Below are 25,654 nucleotides of genomic sequence, written 5' to 3'. Positions count from 1 at the left end.
CTTTGGCTCCTATCCACTCACCAACCGCAAGGAGTGACGATTATCATGTACGACTTCCGCAAACTCATTATCGCACCGCTGTTATTGATGGTGGGTGCCTGTACCGGCTTACCCGAGGGTATCCAGCCGGTAAACAGCCTTGATACCGAACGCTATCTGGGTACCTGGTATGAAATTGCCCGGCTTGATCACTCTTTCGAGCAAGGTTTAAGCAGGGTGACTGCCAAGTATGAAAAGCAGGACGACGGAAGTCTGAAAGTGATCAACCGCGGTTACAATGACGAAAAAAGCGAATGGAAAGAAGCTAAGGGTCGGGCGCTCTTCGTGAATGAAGACACTGACGGCCACCTGAAAGTGTCGTTCTTCGGCCCCTTCTATGCGTCGTACGTTATTTTTGAGCTGGATGACCAGTACCAGCAGGCCTACATTACCAGCTACAACCGGGATTATTTGTGGTTTCTGTCACGCACCCCGACGGTTAGCGATGAGGCCATGGCCGAGTTCAGAAAAACAGCTCTGGACGCAGGGTTTGATCTGCAAGAGCTGATCGTGGTGGATCACAGCACCGTCAATTAACTCGTCTGTTCAACAGGCAAGTGGCCGGTTTTTACCCAGATAATAGTCTCCTGTTCTACAAAAGGATGATGTTGGCTTAAGTGAGGGCTTCTTATCCAGGTTCCTTGAGGATATCGCCCGTTCTCGTCACAAAACTCCCCTGAAATAACATAGATTTCTTCCCCGCCAAAATGCCGGTGGGGCTGGAAGCTTTCGTTTGCCGGCCATTTCACCAGTGCCACATGCTCGTGCTCGAATTCGTGTAGGGGCATGACTTCAAGCCCACCGATTCCGGGAAGCCAGGGAGTTTTCTGGGTATTGATTCGCACCGGAGTGCGGTCGCGTTTGTCGAACTGATGCAGTTTTACCAGCAGGGTACAGCCAGGCTTGCTAAAAGGCGCGTGACCCGTGCCCGGCGGGTTGCGTAGATAGGTACCTGCCGGGTAATCGCCGGTTTCATCCGAGAACACGCCCTCAAGTACCAGTATTTCCTCACCCAGTGGGTGCTCATGGCGACTGAACGACGCACCGGGCTTATAGTGAACAATACTGGTAGCGTGGCCGCGCTCCGCCTCTTCTCGGGCCAATGGCTTTCTGTCCACGCCGCCTGAAGGGCTGGCAAGCCATTCCTGTTCACCGGTATGAACCACAACCCGGCGGGCAAAATCCATATTCAGCATTGTTGACCTCTTTACTGGTGAAAACAGGGTTAATTTTTACGCTGCCCGGTTATGAACGGATGATTGGGTTTTATGCCTACTTAATCAACCGCTGCACCTCTTTGAAGGCCGTGTTTTTACAGTGTCGCATCCACTCGAACGCGACCATTTCAACGGTAACGATGTGCGCGCCGCAAGAGTTGAGCCGGTCAAGGGCGACATCCCGATCGAATTCTTTACGCGACCCTGTAGCATCTGCCACAACCCAGAGCGAGTAGCCGGCATCAATCAGGCTAAGTGCCGTTTGCATCATGCACACGTGGGTCTCGCAGCCGGCAATAACAATATGTGGCCGGCCTTCTGGTAGAGCCTCGACCAGACCGTCCGAGCAGGCATCGAAGTGGTTTTTGGCCAGGGTAAGGTGGCAAAGCTCCTTAACCGTTTTCAGATTTGATCCCAGTTTTTCTGGCAACTGCTCCGTGGCTAAAACCGGTACCTTCAACAGACCAGCAATCTTAGCGAGCGTGACACACTGGCTGACGACATCGTGCCCATGGGCAATCGCTGGCATCAGTTTTTCCTGGAGATCGATTAGCAGCAGAGTCGAGTGTTCAGATTGCATCAACATTCATTATTCGCCTTTAAGTTCTGCTCATATCCTGAAACGAATCACGCTGCCTGATAGGCACATAAGGAATGACGTCTATCGTACAGACAATTACCTGCGCAAGCTGGAAGTTTTGCGGCTTTTGGTTTCAAGGTGGTTGCCAAGCGCCGATAAAACGATTAAAGTCTGCGCCCTCGAATCGACGATCATCTTGCTGATTCGACACCGTTTTAGGAGAGGTGGCCGAGTGGCTGAAGGCGCACGCCTGGAAAGTGTGTAAACGTTAATAGCGTTTCGAGGGTTCGAATCCCTCTCTCTCCGCCATATTAAACCCCTGATTTTCTTATAGAAAATCAGGGGTTTTTTTTGTTTGGGCCTAATTTGGGCCTAGATTGGGATTTCACTGTCCGCTACTGTCCACAATAAAACCAAGTTGTTGAGAAATTTTTGCTGCCATTTTTGGTGAGTCGTCCGGAATCCATTTAGCGTAGTGCTTTTTCACCATGCTTGTATCAGAGTGGCCCAACTGTCTCGAAATCCATTCCAAACTCACATAATTCGATACCATCTGACTAGCGAACGTATGTCGCGCCTGGTTTGGCCCCCGATGTCGAACACCCGCCCTTTTGAGATGTCCTGTTAACCACCTGTGCAGGCTTGCGTAATGCCAGGGTTGATTTGATTGCCCGTTTTTGAAAACAAGTCTTATCGTTTCCTCTTTCGTTGTAATGTTATTACGCTGTCTCACCTCGATTATTGATGGTGGCTGGAGGTATGTTGATTGCATTTGACGCTGCAGCCATAGCTTCGCCGGCTCGATTAACTCTACGATTCGATCCCGAGATCGCTCCTTTGGCACCTTGTATTCCGTACCCACTCGTGCGCGCTTTACGTGCAAAGTCCAGTTATCAATATCCACATCATCCCAGGATAGGGCAATGAGCTCAGATACTGATAAACCACACCAACAAGCAAACATCACCATATTGATATCTTGCTGCCGCATTGTACGCACACTCTGAATTCTATCGATTTCTTGTAGAGTAAATGGATCTGCAAAGGTGTCCATCTTATCTGATTTTAAATTTGATATACGACTTAAAGGATTTTTTTCGATAGCACCTATGTCGAACGCATATGACCATATACCTCTAACGATTGTAAATACATCGGTAACACTTTTAACGCATAGGCCTTTCTCTAAAAGGTTAACTCGAAACAATTCGATATCAGGTTTTGTAATATCAGAAAGACGTTTATTGGTCCAATAGTGCGATACGTGTTTTGCTTTAGAAACGTAATTTTTATAGGTAGTCAATGCTTTTAATTTCTCTTGAATCTCAAGCCATATGTCAATGTATTCTGGTACAGTGAGCTTAAGGTCTGAACCACCCCATCCACTATAGAGTTTGGCTTTCGAGGATGCAGGGAAGTGTTTTGCATAGTCGAAACGATTCTCATAGATTTCGGTAAGAATCTGATTACGCTTTCTTTCCGCATGAGCTATCGAAGACTTGGTTATTTTACCATTGCATGGAATTGTTTCCCGGCAACGATCCCCACAGTATACAAAACTGATACGCAACCGCTGGCCATGAATGACAACGCCGGTTGGTAGTTTTTTAATGCTATCGGGCAGTGTCACCGTTTGCCGCCTAACCAAGCTTCAATTGCCTCAGGGCAGTATACGACGCGACGAATTGGATCATATCGCCATTGTTCCTCTTCAACCCAAATGCCGCGCTCACGATACTTCCGCGCTTGATCTGGGTTGATACCAAAGATAAGTGGCAACAGCTTCGGTCGCACCCATCGGCCGGGATGGTGAAGAAGCGAAGGAGCTTGTTCCTGAACTTTATTTTCAACAACTATGCTCATGTATAAATCCTCAAGATTTTTATCAGTAATTGGAAAAGGGAAAATTTTTAAATTACAAAATTTACGAAGACATGTCTCAATGAAAAAAATAATTCATAGAGTAGAATCGTTCAACCTACTTACTCTACTATATTGGCAGCAGTAGCTATCTGGTCTAATTGCTAAAAATCCGCAATTAGACCAAGTTGCTCTTTTAATTTTACCAAATAGCTTCTAAAGCCATGTTTTTGGAAAGCTCGTTTTTTCGTAGGCATTATTTATGCCGAAACTATTTAATGGTTTTCTCTGAGATTGACATTTAATAAATTCGCTGCATTGACCGTCATGGGTTCGAATGACCACAGATACCTCGACCGAATAAAAGTCAGAAAGCCTTTCGGCTTGGCTTATAATTCTACGAATGTGTAGAGCTATATCACGCATGTTATGTCCTCTCGTTTAAGCGTATCGGGAAACAAACCGAAAATTTTACTTATTCCCGGAATGTTGTTCACTTTACGATAAAATGATAACGCAGCAAGCCACCTGCAAAAATTTTTGCTATCAGTAGTTAAATGGCTTCATAGTTCAGACTCTGAGATTCTTTAACTTTTTTATCGGCCGAAAATGGTGATGTAGTAGGTAAACCAAACTTATTGCTTTCGTCACGCATAAGGTCGCCTCGACGCAACGCTTCATCGCAAAATCGTTTTAATGCAGCTTCACTCACTCCAAACTTTCCTTTTAAACCGGCGTAATCGCGCATATTTCGCGCTGTGACTTCTATCCCTGCCGTCGTTTGTTCTCGGATGAACTGAGAAACTTTGAACAGTATTTGTTGATATTCATTTTCTCGCTCATCTTCGGGGCTTTCGTCACCAATAGAGAGCACGCCATTGTCGAGTCTGCGGAGCGTGGTAGCCGTTGTGGGGCCGTAGTTGAACTTCTGTACGGTCAAGCGGAGGTTTGGTTGGCCGTCTTCAGAAGTACTCTGTCGTTTCTTTGCAGTGGACAGGGACGCCGACCATCGTAGTGTGTTGACGAGTGCCCCAGAACCGCGGGCGCCATACTGGTCATCTCGTGGTGTCTTGGAGGGATGATGGATCATCAGTACAGTTGCACCAGTGTCCCGAGCAAGTGCGTTAAGTGTTTCTGCAACGTAGTTTGCATTTGAGTGATTCACTTCATCTAAATTGTTAACGCTTGTGTAGCTATCAATTACGATAAGTTTGAGATCAGTTAACTGGTGTGCTGTTTTCAGTAAATTCATAAAGTGTGTCGTTATGCCGGCACCGCCAGTTGTACTTTGATAATCAAAGAATGGTAGAGACGTCATCGGGCTTGATAGTACTTTTAGGTTACTGATTAGGTCGCTATGGTGCTCTACATCTAATGATTCCTTGATACGGTGAAGGCGGTGGATAACCTCGCATTCGTCGTCCTCGCTGAGATATAGTAAAACAGACCCTTTTTGACAATCTTTCTCTAGGAATGCGGTTCCAGTCGCTATGGCTGCACCGAGTTGCATGGCTAAGGTAGTCTTTCCAATGGCGCCCACGCCACTTAACAATCCTCCGATGCCTAGCGGGAGCCAATCTTTGACAAGATATTCTCTTTCTTTCGGTGGAGTCCTGAGACGCGGCGCAATATCCGTGTTCATGACTGCGAAAAATTCTTCAGAATAAATCGTTGGATTCATCAATGCATGCGCCATTTTATGATTGGTTGTGGATTGAAAAGAAACGTTCATTCGTACACCTCTACTCTATTGGTTAGGTTATTTAAAATTTTCGGCACAGTCGTGTTGACTGGGCATACCGCCCGAGTGTTCGAACCATTATTCTGCTGGCCGGGATAGTCTTTAAGAGAGGTGGTGGGGTGGAGGGGGTGTATACCCCCCACCCCACCACCTCTCTCTGTAAGCTTTTAAAAGCCCCTGCCAGGATAAACAATGTTTCAAAAAACACTATGATGAAGCCTTGGCATATACAACTGTTGCTTCGTTCGTTATTTAGAATAAACACAGAGAGGTATGCTTGGCTAGTGGTCAACTTTCCGTAAAATCCAACGAAAATAAAAACCTTGCAAGTTCTTTCTATATGCAATAGAGAGTTTTTTCTTTAATAATCTTTAAGTCGAAAATCGACGGTAAGAAATCGATATTGGATGTGCGATTAAAAAAGTTTTTGCTCGCCACCAATTTTTTGTAAGTTACTATTGTGAAGACGAAAAAGAGAATCGCTATTTGCTATGTCGGGAACCGACGGCCTATATAATGCGGTATGTCGAGGTTAGACGGATCGATATGTAGGTCGTCTGTTTTCGACAAGCGATGAAATCAAAAAAACTGTCGGTATTAATAAATATTAAATTTATTTTTTTATTAAAAATATAGAGATCGAAACGAAATTAGATGGGTCAATAGCGTGAAAAAATGGGGGCTCGCTTCGAAACCGATGCCTAATCGCAGGAGGTTTTCGGTGTACTGCGACACAATTTCTTTTCCCAGCGACGCAGCCACATACAAAAAGACCATTCTTACTTACTCATCGTTATGAGTTGTAGGTCCCGCAGGAGCCCCTCTATAAAATCATCAGGGCTTGCTCTATCGAAAAGCGCAGTAAGGACTTGATCGGCATGCCATTGCGACTCTGCTGGGCGTAAAAAAGCGCCTGCTGCTTGGGCATCTTGAAAGTGAGCTAATCAAGGATGCTCGCAACTGCCTAGTTGTCGCCACTTAGTTGGCGCGTGTCAGTGGTCCGATGTTCATGGATCAGGTTAGTGCTGCTCCGACCACAACGACCGTCCAGGGCTTCAGCATGATGTTGAACGGCCTATCGCTGAAGACCTTCCAGACATCCACTATGACCGGTGCCGCGAGCTGATGCGTCGGGCAAAGATTGGCTAAAAGATCAGCACAGCGGTCTACTAGGCTGACAGAGGAGGATAGGTCCCGGTCGTTAGTCATTAAAGACAGCACCAATAGTTTGTCGTGGAGAGCGTGCCCAAGTGAAACCGACCTTTGGGGTAACTGGACAGTACGACCTTCCAGAGATCAACAGTCAGGCTAAAAAGCGGCTAGGCTTTAGTCCACCTCTGGAATTGACCATGGACCTGATCCAAAGATGCCCAGAAAGCTTTAGTAGACATTTACCATTCCAGGGGTTGGACGTGAGGGCCGTCGAGTGCGAAAACAGTTTTTTGTGTGCATCGGTCCCCCAGACTAAACGACATGGTTCTGGCTTTAAACGATTTGGTTTTTATTTTTTGCAGCTTGCGTGCAATCCGGCAGCATCACCAATGTCAGGGTGTCGATTTGATCTCCTGTTATCACATGATTTCCTGCAATCTGGATGGCTCGACGACAGGCAGATACGGTGTTTACACCACGAATTGCGACAGTCGGTTTTAATGATTTGGCTGGGGTGTGGCGAATAGACGTCGTCAGCCAAATCAATAGCCCACCCTGTCGCGATAGCTCAGCTGCTTGTTTCACTGAACTAACGGGGACATAAATCAGCGACGTATGTCTTCGCTGAAATAAGGCCGTTTCATGACTGCGTATCATGCCGGAAAATTCTTTTAGAAGAATTCGTTCGGACAAAAGAGTCAACGATGGTGTTTCACTGTAAATTGAAATCAGATTAGATAGCATAATTAGAAATTAAAACTCTTATGTTGATGGGAGTTTAATGGTCGATCATTTAATGTAAACATATATTTTGATGTAATTTAATAATCTTGTATTTCTGTCATAATGCGTATAATAGATTTTTAATCAAAATACCAAAACAATGATACAACGTGGTTGAATTAATATAACTTTTCTAAATATTTAGTGTGTCGCACAATCTCCGAATTTGATAAAGCTATAGGGTTTTCTTGCTAAGAGAAATGTGATGGTGATGTGTTAAATATTCAACTTCAATTTTCTTCGCTAGTGATTTCAACTTACACTAAAAAGAGTTCGGTGCAAGAAACTACGTTTAGTTGCTTCGCGAACGTTTTTTAGTAATCTTAGTGATAATTTTCAAATTGGGGATGAGATTATGCTAAAAGAAGTTATGGATCCTTTTGGCTTGAATCGTATGATAAATGCGTTACTGATGATGTTCTTAAGCACCTTTTTCTGGGGCTGGCTGAACGAATGCGGACTGCCAATAAATCTATTTTTAGCTGTGGGCGTTTTATTTTTAACGTTTGACATCAAAAATTACTCGGAAAATCCACAACCCAAAGCTCTTCTTTTAGGGGCTGCTGTTATGCCTTTCTGGCCAATTCTACGATTTGGAGTCAATATGTAGTGGTCAACTAATCCCCTCTACAGCCATACCGTTCGCGCGGGCTTCCCCTCGCCCGCAGACGACTACATTGAGCGGTATTGGACATCAATGGATTTCATCCGGCATCCGGCAGCGACTTATTTTGTCTTAGCCGAAGGCCTGTCATGGTCAATGCCGGCATTCAACGCGTAATGCTTAAGCATCGCCGCCAATTCCATATCGACGGTCTCGGCAATCAACAGGTGGCAGCGCTACGGATCAGTGGTGCCTCTATTGGTTGTGATCTAGCTGAGATCATCCAACAGGATGCGCCACCAGAAATTACGCGTGAGCTGCAGGGCGGACTCAAACTCCACTTCTATAAGTTCAATTGCAGGATTAAGTATTGACAAATATCTAAATATCCCAGAAGATCAATTTTAGATGAGATTCTGTTACAGAGAAAACGGGCCTCATGCAAAATATCTCGGTTATCCAGCTAACGCTGGAAATCGTGGAGCAACAGGGCTCCCTACGTCACTGCAACGTGACGCTGGGAGTTTTTTTTTGCCAAAAATTGAGCATTAGCGAATGAAGAGCCAGATACCTATTGGATTGCTTTTCTCAACAGCCGGCCCCTACGGGACAGTGGGGCAGGCAATGCGAGACGGTGCTCTTCTGGCGCTGGAAGAGGTAAACCTCGACCATAAGTTTAACTTTGTGCTGATCCCTCATCAGTATAACCCAAAAGGCGATATACAGGCTTATATTGACCATGCTCAGGACCTCCTTCGTAATAAAGGGGTAAAGCATGTTATCGGCTGTTATACGTCGTCAAGTCGTAAAGAGCTGATTCCGATTTTTGAGAAATACGATAGTCTGCTCTGGTATCCATCTCATTATGAAGGCTTTGAGACGAACAACAACGTTATCTACACGGGAGCAGTGCAGAACCACCATGTACTTCCCCTCATGAATTATGTCCTCGCTCACATTGCGCGAGATGTGTATTTCATCGGATCCAACTATGTTTGGGCTTGGGAAAATGGACGGATAGTTCGCGAGCTCACTCAAGCCAGTGGCGGCAATATCGTCGCCGAGCGTTACCTACAAATCACCGATCTGGATGTCAATTATCTGATAGATGAGATACGGGCTAAACGCCCTTCCTTCATCATGAATATGCTAATTGGTGAATCGAGTTACGCGTTTTACCGTGCTTTCGCAGAAGCTAGAGATGAGGATGAACAGCTACGGGGGATCACTATTGGCAGTTGTAGCCTTTGCGAGCCTGAACTTACGCTGATAGGCCCTAAAGCTTGTGCAGGTCACCTCTCCTCAAGCGTTTATTTTTCGACCATCGACTCAGCGATTAATAGACGGTTTGTCAGAGCCTTTCGCGACCATTTTGGCCATCACGCTTTACCAAGTGCCGATGCGGAAGCATCCTATAACGCCGTTCACCTTCTTGCTCATGCATTAGCGGATGCAGCATCCGCCGATGTTGAGGTGGTAAAAAAGGCACTTTATGCCACGTCGTTCGATGGGCCTCAGGGTTTGGTACATGTCGATCCCGAAAACAATCATTGTTACCTTACGCCACGAATAGGCATCTCGCGCGTTGATGGAACATTCAGTATTGTCTCTGAATTTCCCGAGCCGGTTCGCCCCGATCCTTATCTCATTCTGACTGATACCACAAATGCGGGCCGGATTGATCCAGAGCCGTCCGTGGTTAAGCGCAGCGTAGAACTGAGGCTCGTGCAATGAATAAAAGCGTGAGACGTAGCTTTCGGGGCCATCATGCACTGATCATATCTGCTGGTCGGAAAGACGGCTCGGTGCTTAAGCAGCAGTTAACGAGATTCGGTGTTGACTCATCTCATTACGACGGCGACTGGACAAGAGACAGCCGGGGGCCATTCGACCTTGTATTTTTCGATGCCGAAGCAGGACGTGGTGTACAGGGCGTTGAAGACGCTATCGCCTCTGTTGAGGGGCCAGTGCTTGCTTTGGTCGGATCAGATACGCCTAGTGCTCTCAATTGGGTTGTCGATCGGGGGATACATGGATATTTGACGAAGCCTTTGCGAGGAGAAGGGATACTTGCGGGTTTGATGATAGCCTATCACGCCTTCGATGAGCATCGTACTAAAGTGAAAACTATCCAGCACCTTGAAGAGAAAGTGCGGGCGCGCCAGTTCGTATGTACTGCGGTGATCGAACTTCATTACAGTCTCGGACTTACCGTCAATGAAGCATTTCAGCTACTGCGCACATCTAGTATGCACCGCCGGCTCGCTGTAGAGACTCTCTCAGCAATGATCGTTGCGCGCGAGATATCAACCTCGGCATTGATTACAGATATCCAGGACAGAAATAATCGCGTACGAAAGAGATGCTGAGACAAACTGTATAGAGCAATTTAATAACTACCAGGGAGCGCCCTCAAGCAAGCGTTTTGGTTTTTTTGTTACAGCATAGTTGGAGAAATGGCATGCAAAATGAGGTAGAAAATATGACCCGATGGCTCAAATATTCCCATATGTACCGGCGTGGCGTTGCGGGGTCTAAAGTAGGACGGACCCACAATCTAACGGAGAGCGTCCAAGGTAATTACCACTATACGATTGGCCCCTACTCAGATGGGGTCATGGAAATAAACCCCGGCGACCGGGTCGTCGTAGAGACTCGGGATGCCTTTGATGGCCTAATTTCGAGTGAAAGTGACTCGCCTTCAAAACTCCTCAATATGCCGTTCCTCAATCCGCAGAATGGACCAATCATTGTCAACGGTGCGGAGAAAGGCGACGTCTTGGCGGTGTATATAGAGTCTATGAAAACTCGTGGAGAGAACCCGACCGGGACGTCATGTATGATTCCGGAGTTTGGCGCTCTAACAGGAACGGCATACACCGCTATGTTGAACGAGCCCCTTCCTGAGAAAGTCAGACGGGTTCCGCTCGATGAAAAGTACATCTATTGGAGCGAACGTAACACCTTGGATTACCGGCCGCATATCGGAACACTGAGCGTGTCACCGGAGATCGACTCGATCAATGCTCTAACGCCCGACCAGCATGGCGGCAACATGGACCTTCCGGATATGGGGCCCGGTAGCATTACATATCTTCCAATTCGCTCACCGGGAGCTCGTCTGTTTATTGGCGATGCGCATGCGTCTCAGGGCGATGGCGAAGTCTGTGGTACGGCTGTGGAATACCCTAGCATCACTACAATCAGAGTCGATCTAATCAAGAACTGGAATATCACTTGGCCTCTATTCGAAAATGAAGAGATGATAATGGCAATTGGTAGTGCTAGGCCTCTGGAGGACGCCACGCGGATAGCCTATCGAGAACTGATCAGATGGATGGTTTCTGATTACGATTATGATCAGTGGGATGCCTACATGATGTTGAGCGTCTGCGGAAAGGTACGCCTTGGCAATTTTGTTGATCCAAAATACACAGTTGGGGCTGGCGTAATAAAGCAAATTATAGAGCGCTGATTAGGCCGTTCCTATCTTATAGCGTTCAGTGCCGTATGACGTAATGCATAGGTAAGGCAGAAGGTATGATGACTCTAGAGGAGGACAAAGAAGCTATGGTTGTCGATTAAAATACTGAGCGAAAACTTATAAAAAAAGAGGATCGATCGTGTCGAAATATAATGCAATAAAAAAGATAGTCCTAGCTACGACTATAGTCGGAATGACGACGACGGCGTGGGCAGAGAGCCCGATAAAAATGGGCGTGCTCGAAGATCAATCGGGAAATTTCGCGGCGGTTACGCAAGTTAAAGTTGATGCAATCAAGCTTGCGACGGAGGAAATAAACTCCGGCGGAGGGATAGATGGGCGCCAGATAGAGCTCGTAATATACGATACTCAATCGGATGACAGACGCTATCAAGAATTTATGAGGCGCATTATTCAGAAGGATAAAGTTGACGTAGTATTCGCCGGCTTTGCTTCTTCCTCTCGGGAAGCATATCGTCCCATTGTCAATCAGTTCGATGCTCTGGCCTTTTACAATAATCAGTATGAGGGCGGTGTGTGTGACTCCAATATGATTATAACTGGCGCGGTTCCAGAACAACAGTTTTCCACTTTGATTCCATGGATGATGGAGGAATACGGGCCAAATGTATTTACCATCGCAGCGGATTATAACTTTGGGCAGATTTCCGCTGAGTGGGTACGAAAAATTGTCGAAGAAAACGGTGGGAAGATGGTAGGGGAAGAGTTTATCCCGCTCAACGTCTCGCAATTCTCCCAAACCATTCAGAATATACAGAAAGCAGATCCAGATTTTGTCGTGACCTTGCTCGTCGGCTCTGATCAGGCATCATATTACGACCAGGCAGATTCATCTCAGCTTGGGTTGCCGATGGCGTCATCCGTGAACGTTGGTCAAGGCTATGAACACAAGCGGTTCGCGCCGCCAAGTCTGGCTAATATGTATGTGACAACCAATTTCATTGAAGAGATTGACACGCCAGCGGCCAATGAGTTTGTCGAAAAGTTCTACGAGAAGTTTCCAGACACAGCATATGTTAATCAGGAAGCCGCGAATTCTTATATCGGGGTTTACCTCTACAAGCAGCTGGTTGAGAGGGCGGGGGGTTCCACAGAGCTAGATGACATTCGCAAGGTTATTGCCGAAGGAGACGTATGTTTTGATGGCCCGTCCGGAGAAGTTTGCCTTGATCCGAAGAGTCAGCATATGTCCCACAATATATATCTTGCGAAGGTTGAAGAGGACCATTCCATTACATTTCCAAAAGTGTGGAAGGATATCAAGCCCTATTGGCTGGGCAAAAATGGCTGTAATCTGACCAATAATGATCCTAGCGCTCAATACACGCCTTCAAATCCTCCGAATCAATAACAGAATATAACTGGCATGGTGATGAGATTCTCCATGCCAGCTTCCCCCTGACTAATTGAAGGGGAATTCTCCCGCTTTGGATTCAGGAGTTTCGGTATGGAGTATGTCTTTACAGTATTCTCGGCCCTTTACCAGTTCGGAGACGCCTTCGCGTTTCTGGTACTCTCAGCGGCGGGCCTTGCAGTCATCTTCGGGATGATGGGCATCATTAACCTCGCTCATGGTGAGTTCATTATGTGCGGCGCCTATGTGACAGTCTCAACTGCACGCATGGGCCTTCCCCTTCCAATTGCCATGCTTTGTGGCAGCCTCGCCGCTGGGCTTTTAGGCATCGTTCTAGAGCGCACTATCATCCATAGACTTTATCATCGGCCGCTGGACTCAATCGTTGCCACGTGGGGCATTAGCCTCATTCTTGTCCAGGGTACGCTCGTTGTTTTTGGTTCCAGCATGCCTGGTATCAGTACTCCCTTTAGTGCTTTCGCGGTAGGCGACAGTACCTATTCGACATACCGGATGGTGCTGTTCGGGGTTGCGATCCTGGTGCTCGCTGGCTTATACCTCGTCTTTCATCATACAAAGTTCGGAATTCATTCCCGAGCTACGATTCAGGCGCCAAGTATGGCAAAGGCGATCGGTATCGATACGGGTCGCATGTATACTTTAACTTTCGGGCTCGGCGCAGCTCTTGCTGGATTAGCTGGCGCGTTGTATGCGCCAACAATGTCTATTGTCCCAACCTTTGGCGCTAGCTTTCTTGTAGAAAGCTTTGTGACCGTCGTAGTAGGCGGAGCGGACGTCTTTCTCGGAACTGCGCCTGCGGCGGCTATTCTGGCGGTTATTAAAGCAGCTCTGACTGGCTGGCAAGGACAACTCATTGGTCAAGTTGGGCTGCTGATAACGGTGATGGTCGTTATCCGCATTCTTCCGCAGGGCCTTTCGGGATGGTTATTGAAGGGGCGTTCCTGATGGGTTTCTTACAGAAAGGTAGTTCGACTTCGAGCCAATCCCACCCTCGTTTGACAAACTGGATTCGCCTTCTGAATGGTTCGCAGACGCTGGGTCGCGGACGAGGGTTTTGGGCGGGGTTCTTACTCATCGTCGTCCTGGCTGGGCTCTACCCGGCTTTTACGGACGCATGGGCCGTAGGCAATACGGCCTACTTCTTCTGCTGGATATTCATGGCGCTGGGCCTTTCCTTGATCTGGGGTTACAGCGGAGCACTCAGTTTCGGTCAGACGGCTTTTTTCGGAATTGCCGGTTATGCGTATGGCGTCCTCACGGTCAATTTCGGCGTTGAATACGGTATGACGCTGGTCGCACTAGTAATGGCTGTCGTATTAGCCTGCATTGCGGCGTCACTTTTGGGGTATGTGATTTTCTATGGCCGCATCAGTGGAGTATTCCTTGGGATAGTAACCCTCTCCACGACGCTCGTCCTGGCAACTTTTATGGCGCAAACATCTGGATCCGAGTGGGCGATCGGAAGTGCTCGATTGGGGGGGTACAACGGAATGACGGGGTTGCCTCCGCTTACAATCCCTTGGTTCGGAGGAAGCATTGCTCTGTACTCTGGTGTGCCACTCTATTATGTCCTCCTCGCGCTACTGGTCATCTGTTATCTAAGCTTACGGATACTCGTGAATTCGCGCTTTGGGAACGTCCTCGTAGCAATCCGGGAGAATCCGCATCGCGCGGAGATGTTGGGCTATGACGTCCGCCGCTACCAATTGATTGCCTTTGTGATCGGAAGCGGACTGGCTGGGCTGTCGGGTGTACTCTACACGGCCTGGGGACAGTACATTAATCCATCGAGTATGGGCCTTGCTTCAGCCGCACTCCCCATCGTATGGGTTGCCGTCGGCGGGCGGAGGGATTTAACCGCAACCTTGGTGGGAACCTTTATCGTGTTGAGTCTTTTCCAGATACTCACCATTTATGGCAGCTATTATGCGTTCATAGTCATGGGGATACTGCTGGTCGTTGTCGTTGTCTTTCTGCCGCAGGGGCTGATTCCTGGGCTGGTCCAACTCATTCACCGTCTTTGGAGGAGCACGCGTAAAGGGGGCGTATCGTGACTATTCTGCGTACTGAAGCGATGTGTAAGCACTTCGATGGCGTTCAGGTTGCGCACAACGTGAACTTCTCCATGGAGGCAGGGGAAATCCGATGCCTGATAGGACCCAACGGAGCCGGCAAGAGCACATTTTTCAAACTCATTCTCGGAGAGCACCAGCCGAACTCCGGCCATGTTTTTTTCTCTGGAACGCGAATTACCGAACTGCGTTCTTTTGAGCGGATCAATAGAGGTATCGCCGTAAAATTCCAGGTCCCGGGAATCTTTGCGGAGCTATCGGTCTGGCAAAACATGGAAATAGCTGTTCAACACGTTTTCCATAAAGGTTTGATCGCATCCGAAATCGAGGAGGCACTGGAATCCGTTGGGCTCGCTGATAAGCGGCACGAGCTCGCTGGTGTCCTCTCACATGGTGAGCAGCAATGGCTGGAGATCGGGATGGCGGTCAGTAGTAAGCCTCGGCTTCTTTTGCTCGATGAGCCAACTGCCGGGATGACTCCTGAAGAGACTTACAGGACAGGCGAAATGGTTCATCGGCTAAACCGTGATGGAATGTCGATTTTGGCGGTCGAACATGACATGGAATTCGTTCGCCAGATCGCGCAGAAAGTCACGGTTCTGAACTTCGGCGAGATCTTCGCGGAGGGCACGATTGCCGAAATTGAGTCTAATGATGACGTCGCGCATATCTACTTGGGAACTGTCGATGACTGAAAACAAAAATTTGTTAGATGTTTCGGGCTTAACTGCGGGGTACGGGGCTACCTCCGTCCTTAAGGACCTTAATTTTAAGGTTGCTCAAGGCGAGGTAGTCGCGATCATCGGTCGGAATGGCGTCGGCAAGACCACGCTGCTGAGAACGCTGATGGGACTTATTAGACATAGTCAAGGCATAGTCCGTTTCGATCATCAGGATGTAAGTAACTTAAAGACATATCAGCGTGCTCGGCTTGGGATTGGCTATATTCCGCAGGGCCGCGAGGTCTTTCCCCGAATGACCGTATGGGAAAACCTTAAGGTTGGCGAAATGTTGCAGCAGCCTGGTAAGGGGGTCGACTACGAGCGTGTCTACGAGTTCTTTCCCATTCTGCGTGAGCGCGCCCGACAGCGGGCAGGAACGTTTAGTGGCGGCCAGCAGCAGCAGCTTGCAATTGGTAGGGCCATGGTCGGGAAGCCGAAACTGATGTTGCTTGATGAACCCTCCGAGGGAATTCAGCCGAACATCGTGAAGGAAATCTCACGCAACATTCTGAAGCTTAACCGCGAACTCGGCATGACTATTCTCTTCGTCGAACAGAATCTAGATATGATCATGAAGATGGCCCAACGCTGTTATGTGATGGATAAGGGCCAAATAATTGATGAGCTCGAAGTGACGCAACTGCGCGATCGGGAATTGATGCGCCGGATACTTGCAGTCTAGTGGTCATGCGGATTGTTAGAGTACCAGGTTAGAAAGGGCGGTGTTTGTCAAGTCAGTTGTCGCGTAGACCCTACTGCTAAGCCGCTTTTCTCTGCTGTCCTTCTTGTACGTTTTCCAGCGTTTCCGGATTGAGCGTTACGTGCTCTATGGCCTCCCAGTTTCGAATGTGTCCCGACCAGCGTTCCGGGTGCGCGGAACGCGCCTCTTGATAGAGCGCATGACGCTTTACCAGGATCTCAGTATCCAGGCCGCGGTGGCGCTCCATCGGTGTGACGAAGCGGATCCGGCTGTGCCGATGCTCGGTGTTGTACCAGCGCAGGAATTCCCTGACCCAGGCACGGGCGTCGTTCAGGCTGGCAAAGCCGCCCTGCGGCCACTGCGGGCAGTATTTCAAGGTGCGGAACAGCGACTTGGAGAAGGCATTGTCATTGCTCACCCGGGGCCGGCCGCGCGAGGGCCTGATGCCCAAGTCGTACATCTTGGCCAGCAGGTCGCCGACTTCATCGACACGCCGTTGTCAGAGTGCGTTCCGTACGCCGGCCTACGGTTTGTGCTGGCGAGAAATACCTGCATCAATGGTGAAGCACCGCTCGACCTAATTACCGTGCTCCCTCCCCAAAAGTGATTCGACTGATGCAAGGGGTTCTACGTAAGCGCCGCTAAATCGACCCACTTGCCCTCAGTCGATCTGCGGCACTTTTTTTGAAGCCCGCTCCAGATTCACATTCCACGGCAGCAGTGCTTCCAGCTTTTCCAGCGTGTCTGCCTCGGCAATGCGGTCCAGCACATATTGGATATACGCCGAGGGCTCCAGACTGTTTGCCTTAGCGGTCTCGACCAGGGAATAGCACGTTGCACTGGCACGTGCGCCCCGTGAGGTATCTGCGAACAGCCAAGCCTTTCGACCTAGAGCGAACGGACGGATAGCGTTTTCGGCCAGCACGTTGCTGATCTGTAGGTCGCCTCGTTCGCAGTAACCGATCAGAGTAGGCCATTGGTTCAGCGTATAATCCATGGCCTTGCGAGTCATAGTGCCCTTCGCGACCTTGCCGGCGTTGGCCTCCAGCCAGATCTTAAGGGCTTCCAGCCTGGGAACGCTCAGCTCCTGACGAATGCGGTAACGCTCACTGTCACTCAGCTCTTTGATCTGGCGCTCGATGGCGTAGAGTTTGTTGATGTGGCTTAGAGCCACGTCGGCCTTGGAGACCTTTGTGGGTTTGCCTTTACCTTGAGGTTTGGACCCTTTGATAGCTTCCACGAACTTACGTCTCGCGTGGTCCCAGCAACCCATTCGAGTGATGTTGTTGTCTCGGCACACTTTGCCATAGCCAGAGTAACCATCGGCTTGCAGAATGCCGTTAAAATCATCCAGCAGACGCACCGGCACTTTTCCCGCCCGTGACGGATCGTATTCAAACAGCACCGACGGTTTTCCGGGTGGGCCACCGCGGGTGACCCACATCCACTTGTCCGACTGCGCCGTTTTACCGTCTTCTTTCAGAACGGGTATTCGGGATTCATCGGCTTGCAGGTAGTCACTGCTGTTCTGCACTTCCCGCATCAAGTGGATCAGCGGTTTGAACACATCATCCAGACGGATGATCCAGTGAGCCATATTGGTACGGCTGATCTCATGCCCCAAGCGCTTGAACATGTGCTCCAGACGATACAGCGGCAAGCCATCGGCGTATTTCGAGGTGATGATGTACGCCAGTAAGGAGGGTGTGGCTGTGCACTTGCCCAAGGGATGAACGGGACGAGCTGCCGCCACTAAGCGTTCTTCACCGTTGTGCTCGAACACGGCTTTTTCCTGCCAGTATTCGAGAACTTTGAATTGAGCCGGGATGAACTGCAGTTCTTCTTTCACCTTGGTGAAGAAGGTCTTGACGGCGCCGGCCTTATCTTCGTCGCTCAGTGTCAGTTCGATGCGCTCACGCAGCAACTTATCCGAGAAGCCACGTTGGCGACGTTTACGAGAGGCCGGTGGTGCCTCTTCTTCTTTGACATCGTCTGGTAGTTGATCGCGCAGGTCATCGATCTCGGCTTCCAGCTCCGCTTCGTCGAATAAATGGATTTGGTGTGTAGACTTCTCACTGCTGGCGCCAAATTGCTGAATCCGTTTCCAGCGCAGCAGTTCTTCGAGTATCTGAATGTACTGATCGCGCTGTTGAACGGCTGCCTTCTTGGCAGACAATTCTTGCTGAAGGCCTTCGACCACCGACAGCAATTCAGCGGCCGTTAGGCCGCTGATATCGGGTGCTTTTGAAGGGGTTTCAGGCTTTAATTTCATGAACAAATTATAGCAAAAACAACGCATTGAAGCACGTAAAAAGACTTAAATAACGGCCTCATAATGCAGAGTTTTATGGCCTTTCAGCAGTGCAATATCGTAGCCGTCCAGCAGCCAGTTAATCTGCTCGCCGGTCAGTACCAACAGCTCATCCGAGGCCTTTGGCCACTTGAATTTCTCCTCAGCCAGAGCTTTGTAATAAAGCACAAATCCGTTGTCTTCCCACATCAGGCACTTGATCTTATTCCGCTGCCGGTTGGTAAAGGCGTAAAGCGCGCCGGTGAACGGATTGTGGCCCAATTCCTGTTCAACCAATACCGCCAGGCTGTTGGCCTGCTTGCGGAAATCCACCGGTGCCCGATACAGATAAATCTGTGGCAACGACAAAGATGGGCGTAAATATCGGTGGCGCATCACAGCTGCCTCAGCACCGCGCCCAGCAACTCGATATTGCCAGCGTGCAAACCGGTGATGGAAACACCGCCGGGCAAGGATACGGTCAGGCCATCAGCGTCGCCAGCATCAACACCGATGCGGGGAGCTGAAGAAATAACCCGCGTGAATCCGGTGGCTGCCGGCGCCTGCTTCGGATAATCTTTACCAGACGTTAGCTTCTGGCGCCAATAGACGAATTGATGATAAATCAGCGACTGTTGCTTGCAGAAAGCATTGCCAGACAAGTCGGTCACTTCCCAATCGTTAATCTGCTGCTGCCAGAAGTGCACTTTTTCGGTTGGGGTCATACTGAATCCTCGTGGAATGAATGCGGCGTTCAGTGTGTGCAATTGCCGAGCTGGGGTGTAGGTGCTGATTTATGGGCGCTTACGGTTCTACCCCCCGTTACTGCGAATACTCCAGAAAAAAGCCTCCATTAGCGCTCCATACCTCAATGATGATGAACTGGCCACCTCAACAGTGGCCAATCGGCACACTGTTGAGGTGGGTGATCGTGGCACAAATTTTTGGGCTTCCAACCCGTTGGTTGTAGCAAGAAAACTTAAAATATCGTCCAAGATTAGTTGACCATTGCACAAGTACCCTAGGCGATGGTGTTGAGAGCTCGCATTAAAATCGGCTAGTGGCGTTATGTGCCGTCGCTGTCCTGAAGAACAAGGTAGTTCTCACTTTCTTCAGTTGTCACTGCGATTTTCTCTTGGTAGAGCTCCACCAATTTTTCAAGAAAATACATGCCAGCTGGGCTCATAATGTATCGATTCACTCCGGTCTCAAAAAGAAATCCGCGATTTCGAAGGAAGCCGAAAGCCGCTTCTACGCCTTCTTTAAATTCGGCACTTCGAAGCATTATGGTGTATTCGTCGTCTTTTGCGATTGCCGCGATATCGTTCTCGCGCAGGCCTACTGCCGGTGACTCTAGGTACTGAAGATCCCGACCGGATTGTGCAAAGTAACGGCCGATGATCAGGAGGGCAACCTGGATCTTAAACGCATTGCGATTATAGTCGCGATCCTCACTGTTAGAGAGCTCGCGCATAAAGAAGAAATGGCGCTTGTCATTAAAAACCAACTCGTACCCCAAATGCTGATACATAGCCCGAAAATGCTCATGATTCCTGAACAGGGTGGTATAAACAGGGTTCTCCACCATGTCGTTTTGAATTTGATCAAACCGCTCTCGGGTGATCACCTTTCCCGCCGAAAGGTCGCGAAAGGCTTCCGCGCTGCGTTCGGGATCAACGGCATCAAAGCCTGTGCGCTGCTCAATCATTGATTTCTTCCTTCTGTATCGGGGTGACCTTGCGTAGTCGGTAAATCAGGTGTTGGCCACCGTCTTCGAGGGTTTTAAATCGGTTGGTTGTTTTGATCGATACCTCTTTTCGCCTGTGCGACATGATGTAGCTCAGGGCATCCATAAGATCCACCATGCTGTCGTAACCACCAACAAACGTGCTGAGACGCTCGTGGATGTGCGAGACCAGATCGCGTGTCTCAGGCAAGGGCATATCCCGCAACCAGTTATACAGAATTTCGGATCGCTCAATGTTCAAGCCGTTTTTTGTTCTTTCAGCGATAGATGTTGGTAACTGTGGCACTACATCCACACGGACAGCATCCTCAAGCCGGGCTTCCAGGTCGGAACGAAACAGGCGAAGAGTGCTCACATTGTCATGCAGCTCCAGAACACTGGGATAACTCCGGCTGATCAAACCCGCCATAAATCCCGTTTTCTCAACAAAACCATCACCCTTCATTTGGATCCGGTTAAGGTGACTGGTCTGAGTTTCAGTAAACAGATCGCGTAGATCCTCAAAAGCAGATTCCATGGCGTTGTGCTGCCGCAGGGACCGCTGATTTTTGGCCACAAAATCCTGTACGCGTTTGGCGATAGCCTGGATGGGTTTGTAGGTTTCATTGAGACTTATTAGGCTTCGGTCAATTTGATCTGCCATGTCAAAATGACTGTGTGCACGGCACGCCTCTCCCAATCCCTCCAGAGCCTCATGAAGATTTTCGCCATCCTTGAGCTTCATGGACGGATTTAAGAACTCCAAGGTAGGGAGGATGTGTCTCTGGTGGATGGTAGTAATCTCGCCCAATAATTCATAGTGTCGAGTAATGCTTATCCGCTCATTCGACATAGCAATCGCACCAGAGATGTCTTCCATACGCTTAGATACGTCCATCTCAAGGTCACGAACATTGCCATGAATCAGGCGGATGACGGAGTTAAGTTCACCGCTCATGGCCTGACAGGCTTCCAGGAAGTCCGGGCTTCCACTATGAAGGTTGCTATCAATGATTTGCCGTTTCAATTCCCTGAGGCTGCTCAATCGAGCCTTCAGCTTTGCATTGGTCAGATCCTGTCGAAGCGATCGGTCGCATATTCTTAGAAGCTGAAGCAATGAATCGTCGAAATAAAAGTGTGGGATGCCTGCCTTTTTATCGATAGACATCAGACCACTACCCGCCAGATTCGCTGTCCTGAAGGCGAGGTGTATTCGCTTGCGCTCTTTCGTTGGGGCCGAGCTCATAGCACGCTCTACACGATAAAGGAGCTCGTGCTCTGGCACCGAAAGTTCATTGCGTTCATCCATAGCTTGAATAAGGTCAAAGAACGTATCCGGATACTGGAAGATGACTTGGATTGTCTCAATCGTTCCAAAACGCTTACTCGACATTCGATGCGTCCTCTAACGCCTCATCCATGAGTGTTTGTTGCTCAGGATGAATCCAACGCTCTATCGGGCCTTCAGTAACGCCTTCTGGTCCGCCCCAATAAACCGGGTCACGACTTACATCGTAAGGTCGGGCGGTTCGCATTTCATCGAGCTTGAAGTGCCGACCGATCTCAAGAACCAGGGCAGAGGATGCGCTGTGTGTGGCGGCGCCGAAAAGACGGAAGCCTTCACTGCGAATTCGCTCAAGCAGGCTGGCGATCTGACCAATGTCGACACTCGCCACCTCATCCAGCACAGCGGGGAGGCTGTAGTTGTAACCCTGATCAAGCAAGCTTTTGAGTAGGCCTTGAACCAATGACAGGTTAATCAGTGACGTCGTCGAGTTGGACTGAGCCTTGTCGTCAAAGTGCTTGTCAGTTTTCTTGCGGGTCTGATAGCTGATTTTCTTGACGACCTTTTCCATGGTGAGTCTGTATTCCGACGTGCCATCGTCTTTGTTATCAAAAAACTTGTTCATGAAAGTCTTCAGCTGGTCATAAAACGCATCAGACAGACTCTGACTGGAGTGTTCGTTGATCTGTTCAGACTGGCGCACCAAAGATTCGAATGCCTCGTCGCACTCAATCTCAACGCGAATCTCTGCTAGGTCGTTAATCTGCACCGATTCCAGTCGGCGATTCAGCTGGCCTTGAACGTTTTTAATAAAATCCCTGTTTTTACGGAGGCTGGTACGATAGTTCTCAACGAGACCATTGTGTGTTCTGCGTTGATCCTCAAGGGAGGTCACTCGGTGATCTAGATTGGAGTAAACATCTTTCAGGTCAGACCAGGCCGTTCGAATCTCCTCATTACTCGGGCGAGTCTCTCGTAACGCCTCATGCTCTTCAAACAAAATGCGAATATCGATAAAGTGGCAAAGGCTTCTGAGTATCCTGTCGCGCAACTCTCCCATCATGAAGCATTGGCGCTCGATGTCGTCTACGCCACCTTGCACCAGTTCATCCGGAGAAAGTAGAGTGTTTTTCTTCTCGGAGCCGTCGCCTGACACAAGCAGTTTTGGCTGCAATTGGCCCAAACGCTGAAGTCTGTCGAACAGGGTTGAATAGTTCGAGCTATCGGCTTTTTTGGCATCCAAGAGGCGACGTGTATTCTCAAGCTCAGAAGCGGCTGACGCCGCATCCTTTTGCAGAACCTCGACAAGGCTCTGGAGTCGGTCTCTTTCATCTACTTCGTTGATGAGATCAGCTTCCAGCCTTTCAAGCTGACGCTCTGATCCCTCAAAATTATTCAGTATCTCAAGGTCTTTAATATAGCCTTTAAGCTCAATATTTTTGTTGTTGATTTGGCGAGCTTTCTCCGCAGGATCGGCTGAGGCATTTTCAACCTGCTTAAGTTGCCGCTCTTTATCTTTTACATCGGATCGCAATTCTTGAAGGATTCGCTCAAGGGGAACGCTATCGTCTTCCGTTGCGGCAAAATCCACATCAAACCAGCGGAGAAGATCCTCATGACGCTCGAACAGCCCACAGAAAACTTCGATGCTACCGAATTCCTCAATGGTCAGCTCTCGACCGGGACTAGCACTTGCCAGTTTGCCGTTGATGGAAGACAGGACGGTGACGTGGTCATTAGGTAGCTGACTTTTGAGCTCTAGGTGGCTATTAGCGATTCGATCTTCCGTTCGTTGAATACTTCCCTTCAGTACATCAACCTCAGAGATCAACCGCTGTCGAGTTTCAGCCTGTTTTTGAGAATTCTCAAGAACTTCTAGCTCTTTCTCAATGTCTGACTTTCCGTCTTTAATGGCGCTCCGGATAAATTCAATGTTTGCGCTTTCAGGGTAGGAAGAAATGAGCGTCCGACCCTCGTTGACGTACTTATCAGTTTCGCTTCTTTTTTTGGTGCTGCTCTTGACGGTGCCAACAGCCTCGCGGTGATCTTTCACGGCGTCCCGAAACTTCCGATCCGCCTCTGACTTCTGATTGCTTATATCCGTAACCTTATGGCTCAGTGTCAGAGTTTTTTCATTGGTGTCGTCTATGGAGAATTGAAGACTGCGACACCAAAGAGTGAAGAGTTCCGCCAAGGACCGAGGATTGTAATCTTTAAAGTCGTTGTTCAGCTGAACGAAGCGAGGGCGCTCACTTTTGATCTTGTTCAGGTACTTTTCGATGGATTCCAGTTCGTCACGTTCGTCCAGGAAATGGCCGATATCAAAATCGAAACGATCACGCTCGTAGTTCTTCTGGTTCTCAATAATGTTGGCAACGGCCATCGCCATGCTTTTTGAGTCGTGACTGACCTCGAACAACATGCGGATCAGGGTGCGAAGAGACTCGATTTTTTGTTTGTCGACACTCGCCATCGGTAGGACAGCGTATTGAGAATTAGCTTTATTGAGCAGGTCGTTTGAGTACAACAGGTTTATCAATGACTTCTTGTTGGAAACCGTATCGGTCTCCTTTGAAAGTTCTTTACCACGGTTTATAACGTTCTTAACGGAAAGCTCGGGGCGGGCAAAGCCAATGCCTTCAGGGTCAGACGTATCCCAGAAGGTTTCGCGCAGCATGTCATATCCAACAGGAATGAAGATTCGCTTGTACCCTAAGGATAGGGATGCGCCGTCGCCTCTGTACAAAATCTGGCAATGAGTACCAGCCGAGTTCTCAACCTCTAGAATCAGGAAGCTTCGATTGCTCGGAAAGTAGTGATTATAGCTTTGCTCGTTGGTGTAATAGGCAGACTTGTCGGGCGTCCGGAAGCCAAATTTGATCTCACTTTTGCGCAGGTTTTCCTCGGGGAGTAAAAATAAGCGGAGCGAGTTCATTACGCTGGATTTGCCGACGTTGCCCTCAGCCAGCAAAATAGCGTGCTCATCCAAGGGGATTTCAATGTAGCTGAACCCGGCAGAGTCGACCATCACTAATCGTTTAATGGAAATCGTGTAGTTCGAGATCATTCTTCTTCAACTCCGCTTAAAAGGGTTTCCTGCTCCATAAACATTCGATGCGTAGAAAAGGCCTCAGCAAGGGCGGGAATGTTATGCAGCTTTGCAAGATCCATTGCTTTGATTAGTCGATCGTTGGTGACGGGTGTTTTCAGAAAACAATGGCTGTACTGAGACCAGTCGGACGGGGCAAGGAACACCGCGCCGAGGATAACGGACTTGAGCGTTTTGAATGCCTTAAGTCCGCCAAGATCGTAATCGAACGCGCAAAAGATGTTTGTGTAGGTCTGTTCAATCCAATCCAGTGTGATCCGCTTGTTAATGCGGTTACCAGCGGAAAGGATGACGTCGACAGAACCAATCGCGTGGTCTGCACCGGTCCAGCTGGCCATCAGTTTCAGCATTGATCGGTAATGTGCGAAATTTTGTTCATTCTCTACCAATAGAACATTTGGCTTTGGTGTAAACCCTAGGTTGGCCCCTTCGCTATCGATCATCACTAAATCTGGCCTGTCGGGATCCCCGCTGTCATTGAAAACCAGCAAAAATGCGCAATCGGTACCGCACCCGTGGGAATCGCCTTTCATGGACGCGTGGATACGGTTCACTGGCTTGCCGGACAAACGACGAAGATCAGCCATGATATCTGGTGATGTAGGGCTCACAAAACACAGGGATGGAGTCTCCGCCAACACTTTGAAATGACTATGGACCTCGGATCGAATGTTCTCAGGCAAGTATTTTCGGAACGCCGAAAAGTTGATTAACTGACATGCATCAATCTTATCCAGATATTTTTCAAGACTCACTCTGGGCGCTTCCTTTCGGTAAAAGTAAAAGACTGTTTCCAAAAAAAAATAGCTGTCGTCCCGCAATCTGCACGAAATTCATTCGCAGAAAGAAGCACCACTTCGGAAAAATGCTGACCCCGCCATGCCATCAAGGTAT

At 48.8% G+C, this 25,654-nt stretch carries 24 protein-coding genes, 1 tRNA gene and 1 pseudogene; 12 read left to right on the top strand and 14 right to left on the bottom strand.

Features of this window, described 5'->3' with window-relative positions; all coding sequences use genetic code 11:
* Positions 1-45 precede the first annotated feature (45 nt).
* Complete coding sequence (locus MIH18_RS02940; RefSeq protein WP_249013892.1) at positions 46-576, top strand: lipocalin family protein; 531 nt, start codon at positions 46-48, stop codon at positions 574-576.
* Here MIH18_RS02940 and MIH18_RS02935 read toward each other — a convergent pair.
* Complete coding sequence (locus MIH18_RS02935) at positions 573-1,235, bottom strand: cupin domain-containing protein (protein ID WP_249013891.1); 663 nt, start codon at positions 1,233-1,235, stop codon at positions 573-575. The genes MIH18_RS02940 and MIH18_RS02935 overlap by 4 nt on opposite strands.
* Before the next feature lie 76 nt (positions 1,236-1,311).
* On the bottom strand, positions 1,312-1,842 hold the full coding sequence (locus MIH18_RS02930; RefSeq protein ID WP_249013890.1) for an isochorismatase family protein: 531 nt from the start codon (positions 1,840-1,842) through the stop codon (positions 1,312-1,314).
* Between the two features lie 212 nt (positions 1,843-2,054).
* Between MIH18_RS02930 and MIH18_RS02925 the strand changes: the two genes are divergently transcribed.
* Positions 2,055-2,145: transfer RNA gene (locus MIH18_RS02925), tRNA-Ser, on the top strand.
* Between the two features lie 76 nt (positions 2,146-2,221).
* Here the strand turns inward: MIH18_RS02925 and MIH18_RS02920 are convergent.
* From MIH18_RS02920 to MIH18_RS02905, 4 genes are all read right to left on the bottom strand, one after another.
* Positions 2,222-3,466 (bottom strand): DUF3596 domain-containing protein, encoded by a 1,245-nt coding sequence (locus MIH18_RS02920; protein ID WP_249013889.1) that lies wholly within the window; start codon positions 3,464-3,466, stop codon positions 2,222-2,224.
* Positions 3,463-3,699 carry a DNA-binding protein gene (locus MIH18_RS02915; protein ID WP_249013888.1) on the bottom strand — a complete coding sequence of 79 codons (237 nt, stop codon included), beginning with the start codon at positions 3,697-3,699 and terminating at the stop codon, positions 3,463-3,465. Before MIH18_RS02915 ends, MIH18_RS02920 begins: the two co-directional genes overlap by 4 nt.
* Before the next feature lie 550 nt (positions 3,700-4,249).
* Positions 4,250-5,428, bottom strand: a complete 1,179-nt coding sequence (locus MIH18_RS02910; protein ID WP_249013887.1) for an AAA family ATPase — start codon at positions 5,426-5,428, stop codon at positions 4,250-4,252.
* Between the two features lie 1,494 nt (positions 5,429-6,922).
* The gene (locus MIH18_RS02905; protein ID WP_249013886.1) at positions 6,923-7,246 is read right to left on the bottom strand and encodes a hypothetical protein; all 324 of its coding nucleotides are present in this window, start codon (positions 7,244-7,246) and stop codon (positions 6,923-6,925) included.
* 481 nt (positions 7,247-7,727) lie between these two features.
* On the opposite strand from MIH18_RS02905, the gene MIH18_RS02900 reads away from it, so the two are divergent.
* The 10 genes from MIH18_RS02900 to MIH18_RS02855 all read left to right on the top strand — a co-directional run bounded on the left by MIH18_RS02900 (position 7,728) and on the right by MIH18_RS02855 (position 16,332).
* Entirely contained in the window at positions 7,728-7,982 is a 255-nt protein-coding gene (locus MIH18_RS02900) for a hypothetical protein (RefSeq protein WP_249013885.1), read from the top strand.
* A gap of 77 nt (positions 7,983-8,059) precedes the next feature.
* Positions 8,060-8,350: a hypothetical protein gene (locus tag MIH18_RS02895; protein WP_249013884.1), complete on the top strand. Its 291-nt coding sequence runs from the start codon at positions 8,060-8,062 to the stop codon at positions 8,348-8,350.
* Positions 8,351-8,531: 181 nt separating this feature from the next.
* A complete protein-coding gene (locus MIH18_RS02890; protein WP_249013883.1) occupies positions 8,532-9,710 on the top strand; it encodes a transporter substrate-binding domain-containing protein in 1,179 nt (392 codons plus the stop codon).
* The gene (locus tag MIH18_RS02885; protein ID WP_249013882.1) at positions 9,707-10,345 is read left to right on the top strand and encodes an ANTAR domain-containing protein; all 639 of its coding nucleotides are present in this window, start codon (positions 9,707-9,709) and stop codon (positions 10,343-10,345) included. The genes MIH18_RS02890 and MIH18_RS02885 overlap by 4 nt, the downstream gene beginning before the upstream one ends.
* A gap of 92 nt (positions 10,346-10,437) precedes the next feature.
* Entirely contained in the window at positions 10,438-11,451 is a 1,014-nt protein-coding gene (locus MIH18_RS02880; protein ID WP_249013881.1) for an acetamidase/formamidase family protein, read from the top strand.
* A 148-nt stretch (positions 11,452-11,599) separates the two neighbouring features.
* A complete protein-coding gene (locus MIH18_RS02875) occupies positions 11,600-12,832 on the top strand; it encodes an urea ABC transporter substrate-binding protein (protein ID WP_249013880.1) in 1,233 nt (410 codons plus the stop codon).
* Between the two features lie 96 nt (positions 12,833-12,928).
* Positions 12,929-13,801 (top strand): branched-chain amino acid ABC transporter permease, encoded by an 873-nt coding sequence (locus MIH18_RS02870; protein WP_249013879.1) that lies wholly within the window; start codon positions 12,929-12,931, stop codon positions 13,799-13,801.
* Positions 13,777-14,910: a hypothetical protein gene (locus tag MIH18_RS02865; protein ID WP_249013878.1), complete on the top strand. Its 1,134-nt coding sequence runs from the start codon at positions 13,777-13,779 to the stop codon at positions 14,908-14,910. Before MIH18_RS02870 ends, MIH18_RS02865 begins: the two co-directional genes overlap by 25 nt.
* Positions 14,907-15,623, top strand: coding sequence for an ABC transporter ATP-binding protein (locus tag MIH18_RS02860; protein WP_249013877.1), 717 nt, complete (start codon positions 14,907-14,909; stop codon positions 15,621-15,623). The genes MIH18_RS02865 and MIH18_RS02860 overlap by 4 nt, the downstream gene beginning before the upstream one ends.
* A complete protein-coding gene (locus tag MIH18_RS02855; protein ID WP_249013876.1) occupies positions 15,616-16,332 on the top strand; it encodes an ABC transporter ATP-binding protein in 717 nt (238 codons plus the stop codon). The genes MIH18_RS02860 and MIH18_RS02855 overlap by 8 nt, the downstream gene beginning before the upstream one ends.
* A gap of 76 nt (positions 16,333-16,408) precedes the next feature.
* Here MIH18_RS02855 and MIH18_RS02850 read toward each other — a convergent pair.
* From MIH18_RS02850 to MIH18_RS02815, 8 genes and pseudogenes are all read right to left on the bottom strand, one after another.
* A pseudogene (locus MIH18_RS02850) lies at positions 16,409-16,857 on the bottom strand (integrase core domain-containing protein); the annotation flags it as partial.
* A gap of 154 nt (positions 16,858-17,011) precedes the next feature.
* Positions 17,012-18,628 carry an IS66 family transposase gene (locus tag MIH18_RS02845; RefSeq protein WP_249013875.1) on the bottom strand — a complete coding sequence of 539 codons (1,617 nt, stop codon included), beginning with the start codon at positions 18,626-18,628 and terminating at the stop codon, positions 17,012-17,014.
* 39 nt (positions 18,629-18,667) lie between these two features.
* Complete coding sequence (gene tnpB, locus MIH18_RS02840; protein ID WP_249013874.1) at positions 18,668-19,036, bottom strand: IS66 family insertion sequence element accessory protein TnpB; 369 nt, start codon at positions 19,034-19,036, stop codon at positions 18,668-18,670.
* Positions 19,036-19,365, bottom strand: a complete 330-nt coding sequence (locus MIH18_RS02835; protein ID WP_249013873.1) for an IS66 family insertion sequence element accessory protein TnpB — start codon at positions 19,363-19,365, stop codon at positions 19,036-19,038. Before MIH18_RS02835 ends, tnpB begins: the two co-directional genes overlap by 1 nt.
* A 341-nt stretch (positions 19,366-19,706) precedes the next feature.
* Positions 19,707-20,348, bottom strand: a complete 642-nt coding sequence (locus tag MIH18_RS02830; protein WP_249013872.1) for a hypothetical protein — start codon at positions 20,346-20,348, stop codon at positions 19,707-19,709.
* On the bottom strand, positions 20,341-21,759 hold the full coding sequence (locus MIH18_RS02825; protein ID WP_249013871.1) for a hypothetical protein: 1,419 nt from the start codon (positions 21,757-21,759) through the stop codon (positions 20,341-20,343). The genes MIH18_RS02830 and MIH18_RS02825 overlap by 8 nt, the downstream gene beginning before the upstream one ends.
* Positions 21,749-24,718: a hypothetical protein gene (locus MIH18_RS02820; RefSeq protein WP_249013870.1), complete on the bottom strand. Its 2,970-nt coding sequence runs from the start codon at positions 24,716-24,718 to the stop codon at positions 21,749-21,751. The genes MIH18_RS02825 and MIH18_RS02820 overlap by 11 nt, the downstream gene beginning before the upstream one ends.
* Positions 24,715-25,515: a hypothetical protein gene (locus MIH18_RS02815; RefSeq protein WP_249013869.1), complete on the bottom strand. Its 801-nt coding sequence runs from the start codon at positions 25,513-25,515 to the stop codon at positions 24,715-24,717. Before MIH18_RS02815 ends, MIH18_RS02820 begins: the two co-directional genes overlap by 4 nt.
* Positions 25,516-25,654: the final 139 nt, after the last annotated feature.

This window comes from Marinobacter sp. M3C (genome assembly GCF_023311895.1).
GTDB lineage: Bacteria > Pseudomonadota > Gammaproteobacteria > Pseudomonadales > Oleiphilaceae > Marinobacter.
The sequence above is the reverse complement of the archived record's forward strand: the minus strand, read 5'-3'. Positions and strand labels throughout refer to the sequence as shown.

What these genes read in the sequence shown, in the direction of transcription:
- MIH18_RS02940 (WP_249013892.1), top strand. Translation starts at nt 46, where the DNA reads ATGTACGACTTCCGCAAACTCATTATCGCACCGCTGTTATTGATGGTG.
- MIH18_RS02935 (WP_249013891.1), bottom strand. Translation starts at nt 1,235, where the DNA reads ATGCTGAATATGGATTTTGCCCGCCGGGTTGTGGTTCATACCGGTGAA.
- MIH18_RS02930 (WP_249013890.1), bottom strand. Translation starts at nt 1,842, where the DNA reads ATGTTGATGCAATCTGAACACTCGACTCTGCTGCTAATCGATCTCCAG.
- MIH18_RS02915 (WP_249013888.1), bottom strand. Translation starts at nt 3,699, where the DNA reads ATGAGCATAGTTGTTGAAAATAAAGTTCAGGAACAAGCTCCTTCGCTT.
- MIH18_RS02910 (WP_249013887.1), bottom strand. Translation starts at nt 5,428, where the DNA reads ATGAACGTTTCTTTTCAATCCACAACCAATCATAAAATGGCGCATGCA.
- MIH18_RS02905 (WP_249013886.1), bottom strand. Translation starts at nt 7,246, where the DNA reads ATGATACGCAGTCATGAAACGGCCTTATTTCAGCGAAGACATACGTCG.
- MIH18_RS02900 (WP_249013885.1), top strand. Translation starts at nt 7,728, where the DNA reads ATGCTAAAAGAAGTTATGGATCCTTTTGGCTTGAATCGTATGATAAAT.
- MIH18_RS02890 (WP_249013883.1), top strand. Translation starts at nt 8,532, where the DNA reads ATGAAGAGCCAGATACCTATTGGATTGCTTTTCTCAACAGCCGGCCCC.
- MIH18_RS02885 (WP_249013882.1), top strand. Translation starts at nt 9,707, where the DNA reads ATGAATAAAAGCGTGAGACGTAGCTTTCGGGGCCATCATGCACTGATC.
- MIH18_RS02880 (WP_249013881.1), top strand. Translation starts at nt 10,438, where the DNA reads ATGCAAAATGAGGTAGAAAATATGACCCGATGGCTCAAATATTCCCAT.
- MIH18_RS02870 (WP_249013879.1), top strand. Translation starts at nt 12,929, where the DNA reads ATGGAGTATGTCTTTACAGTATTCTCGGCCCTTTACCAGTTCGGAGAC.
- MIH18_RS02865 (WP_249013878.1), top strand. Translation starts at nt 13,777, where the DNA reads ATGGTTATTGAAGGGGCGTTCCTGATGGGTTTCTTACAGAAAGGTAGT.
- MIH18_RS02855 (WP_249013876.1), top strand. Translation starts at nt 15,616, where the DNA reads ATGACTGAAAACAAAAATTTGTTAGATGTTTCGGGCTTAACTGCGGGG.
- tnpB (WP_249013874.1), bottom strand. Translation starts at nt 19,036, where the DNA reads ATGCGCCACCGATATTTACGCCCATCTTTGTCGTTGCCACAGATTTAT.
- MIH18_RS02835 (WP_249013873.1), bottom strand. Translation starts at nt 19,365, where the DNA reads ATGACCCCAACCGAAAAAGTGCACTTCTGGCAGCAGCAGATTAACGAT.
- MIH18_RS02830 (WP_249013872.1), bottom strand. Translation starts at nt 20,348, where the DNA reads ATGATTGAGCAGCGCACAGGCTTTGATGCCGTTGATCCCGAACGCAGC.
- MIH18_RS02825 (WP_249013871.1), bottom strand. Translation starts at nt 21,759, where the DNA reads ATGTCGAGTAAGCGTTTTGGAACGATTGAGACAATCCAAGTCATCTTC.
- MIH18_RS02820 (WP_249013870.1), bottom strand. Translation starts at nt 24,718, where the DNA reads ATGATCTCGAACTACACGATTTCCATTAAACGATTAGTGATGGTCGAC.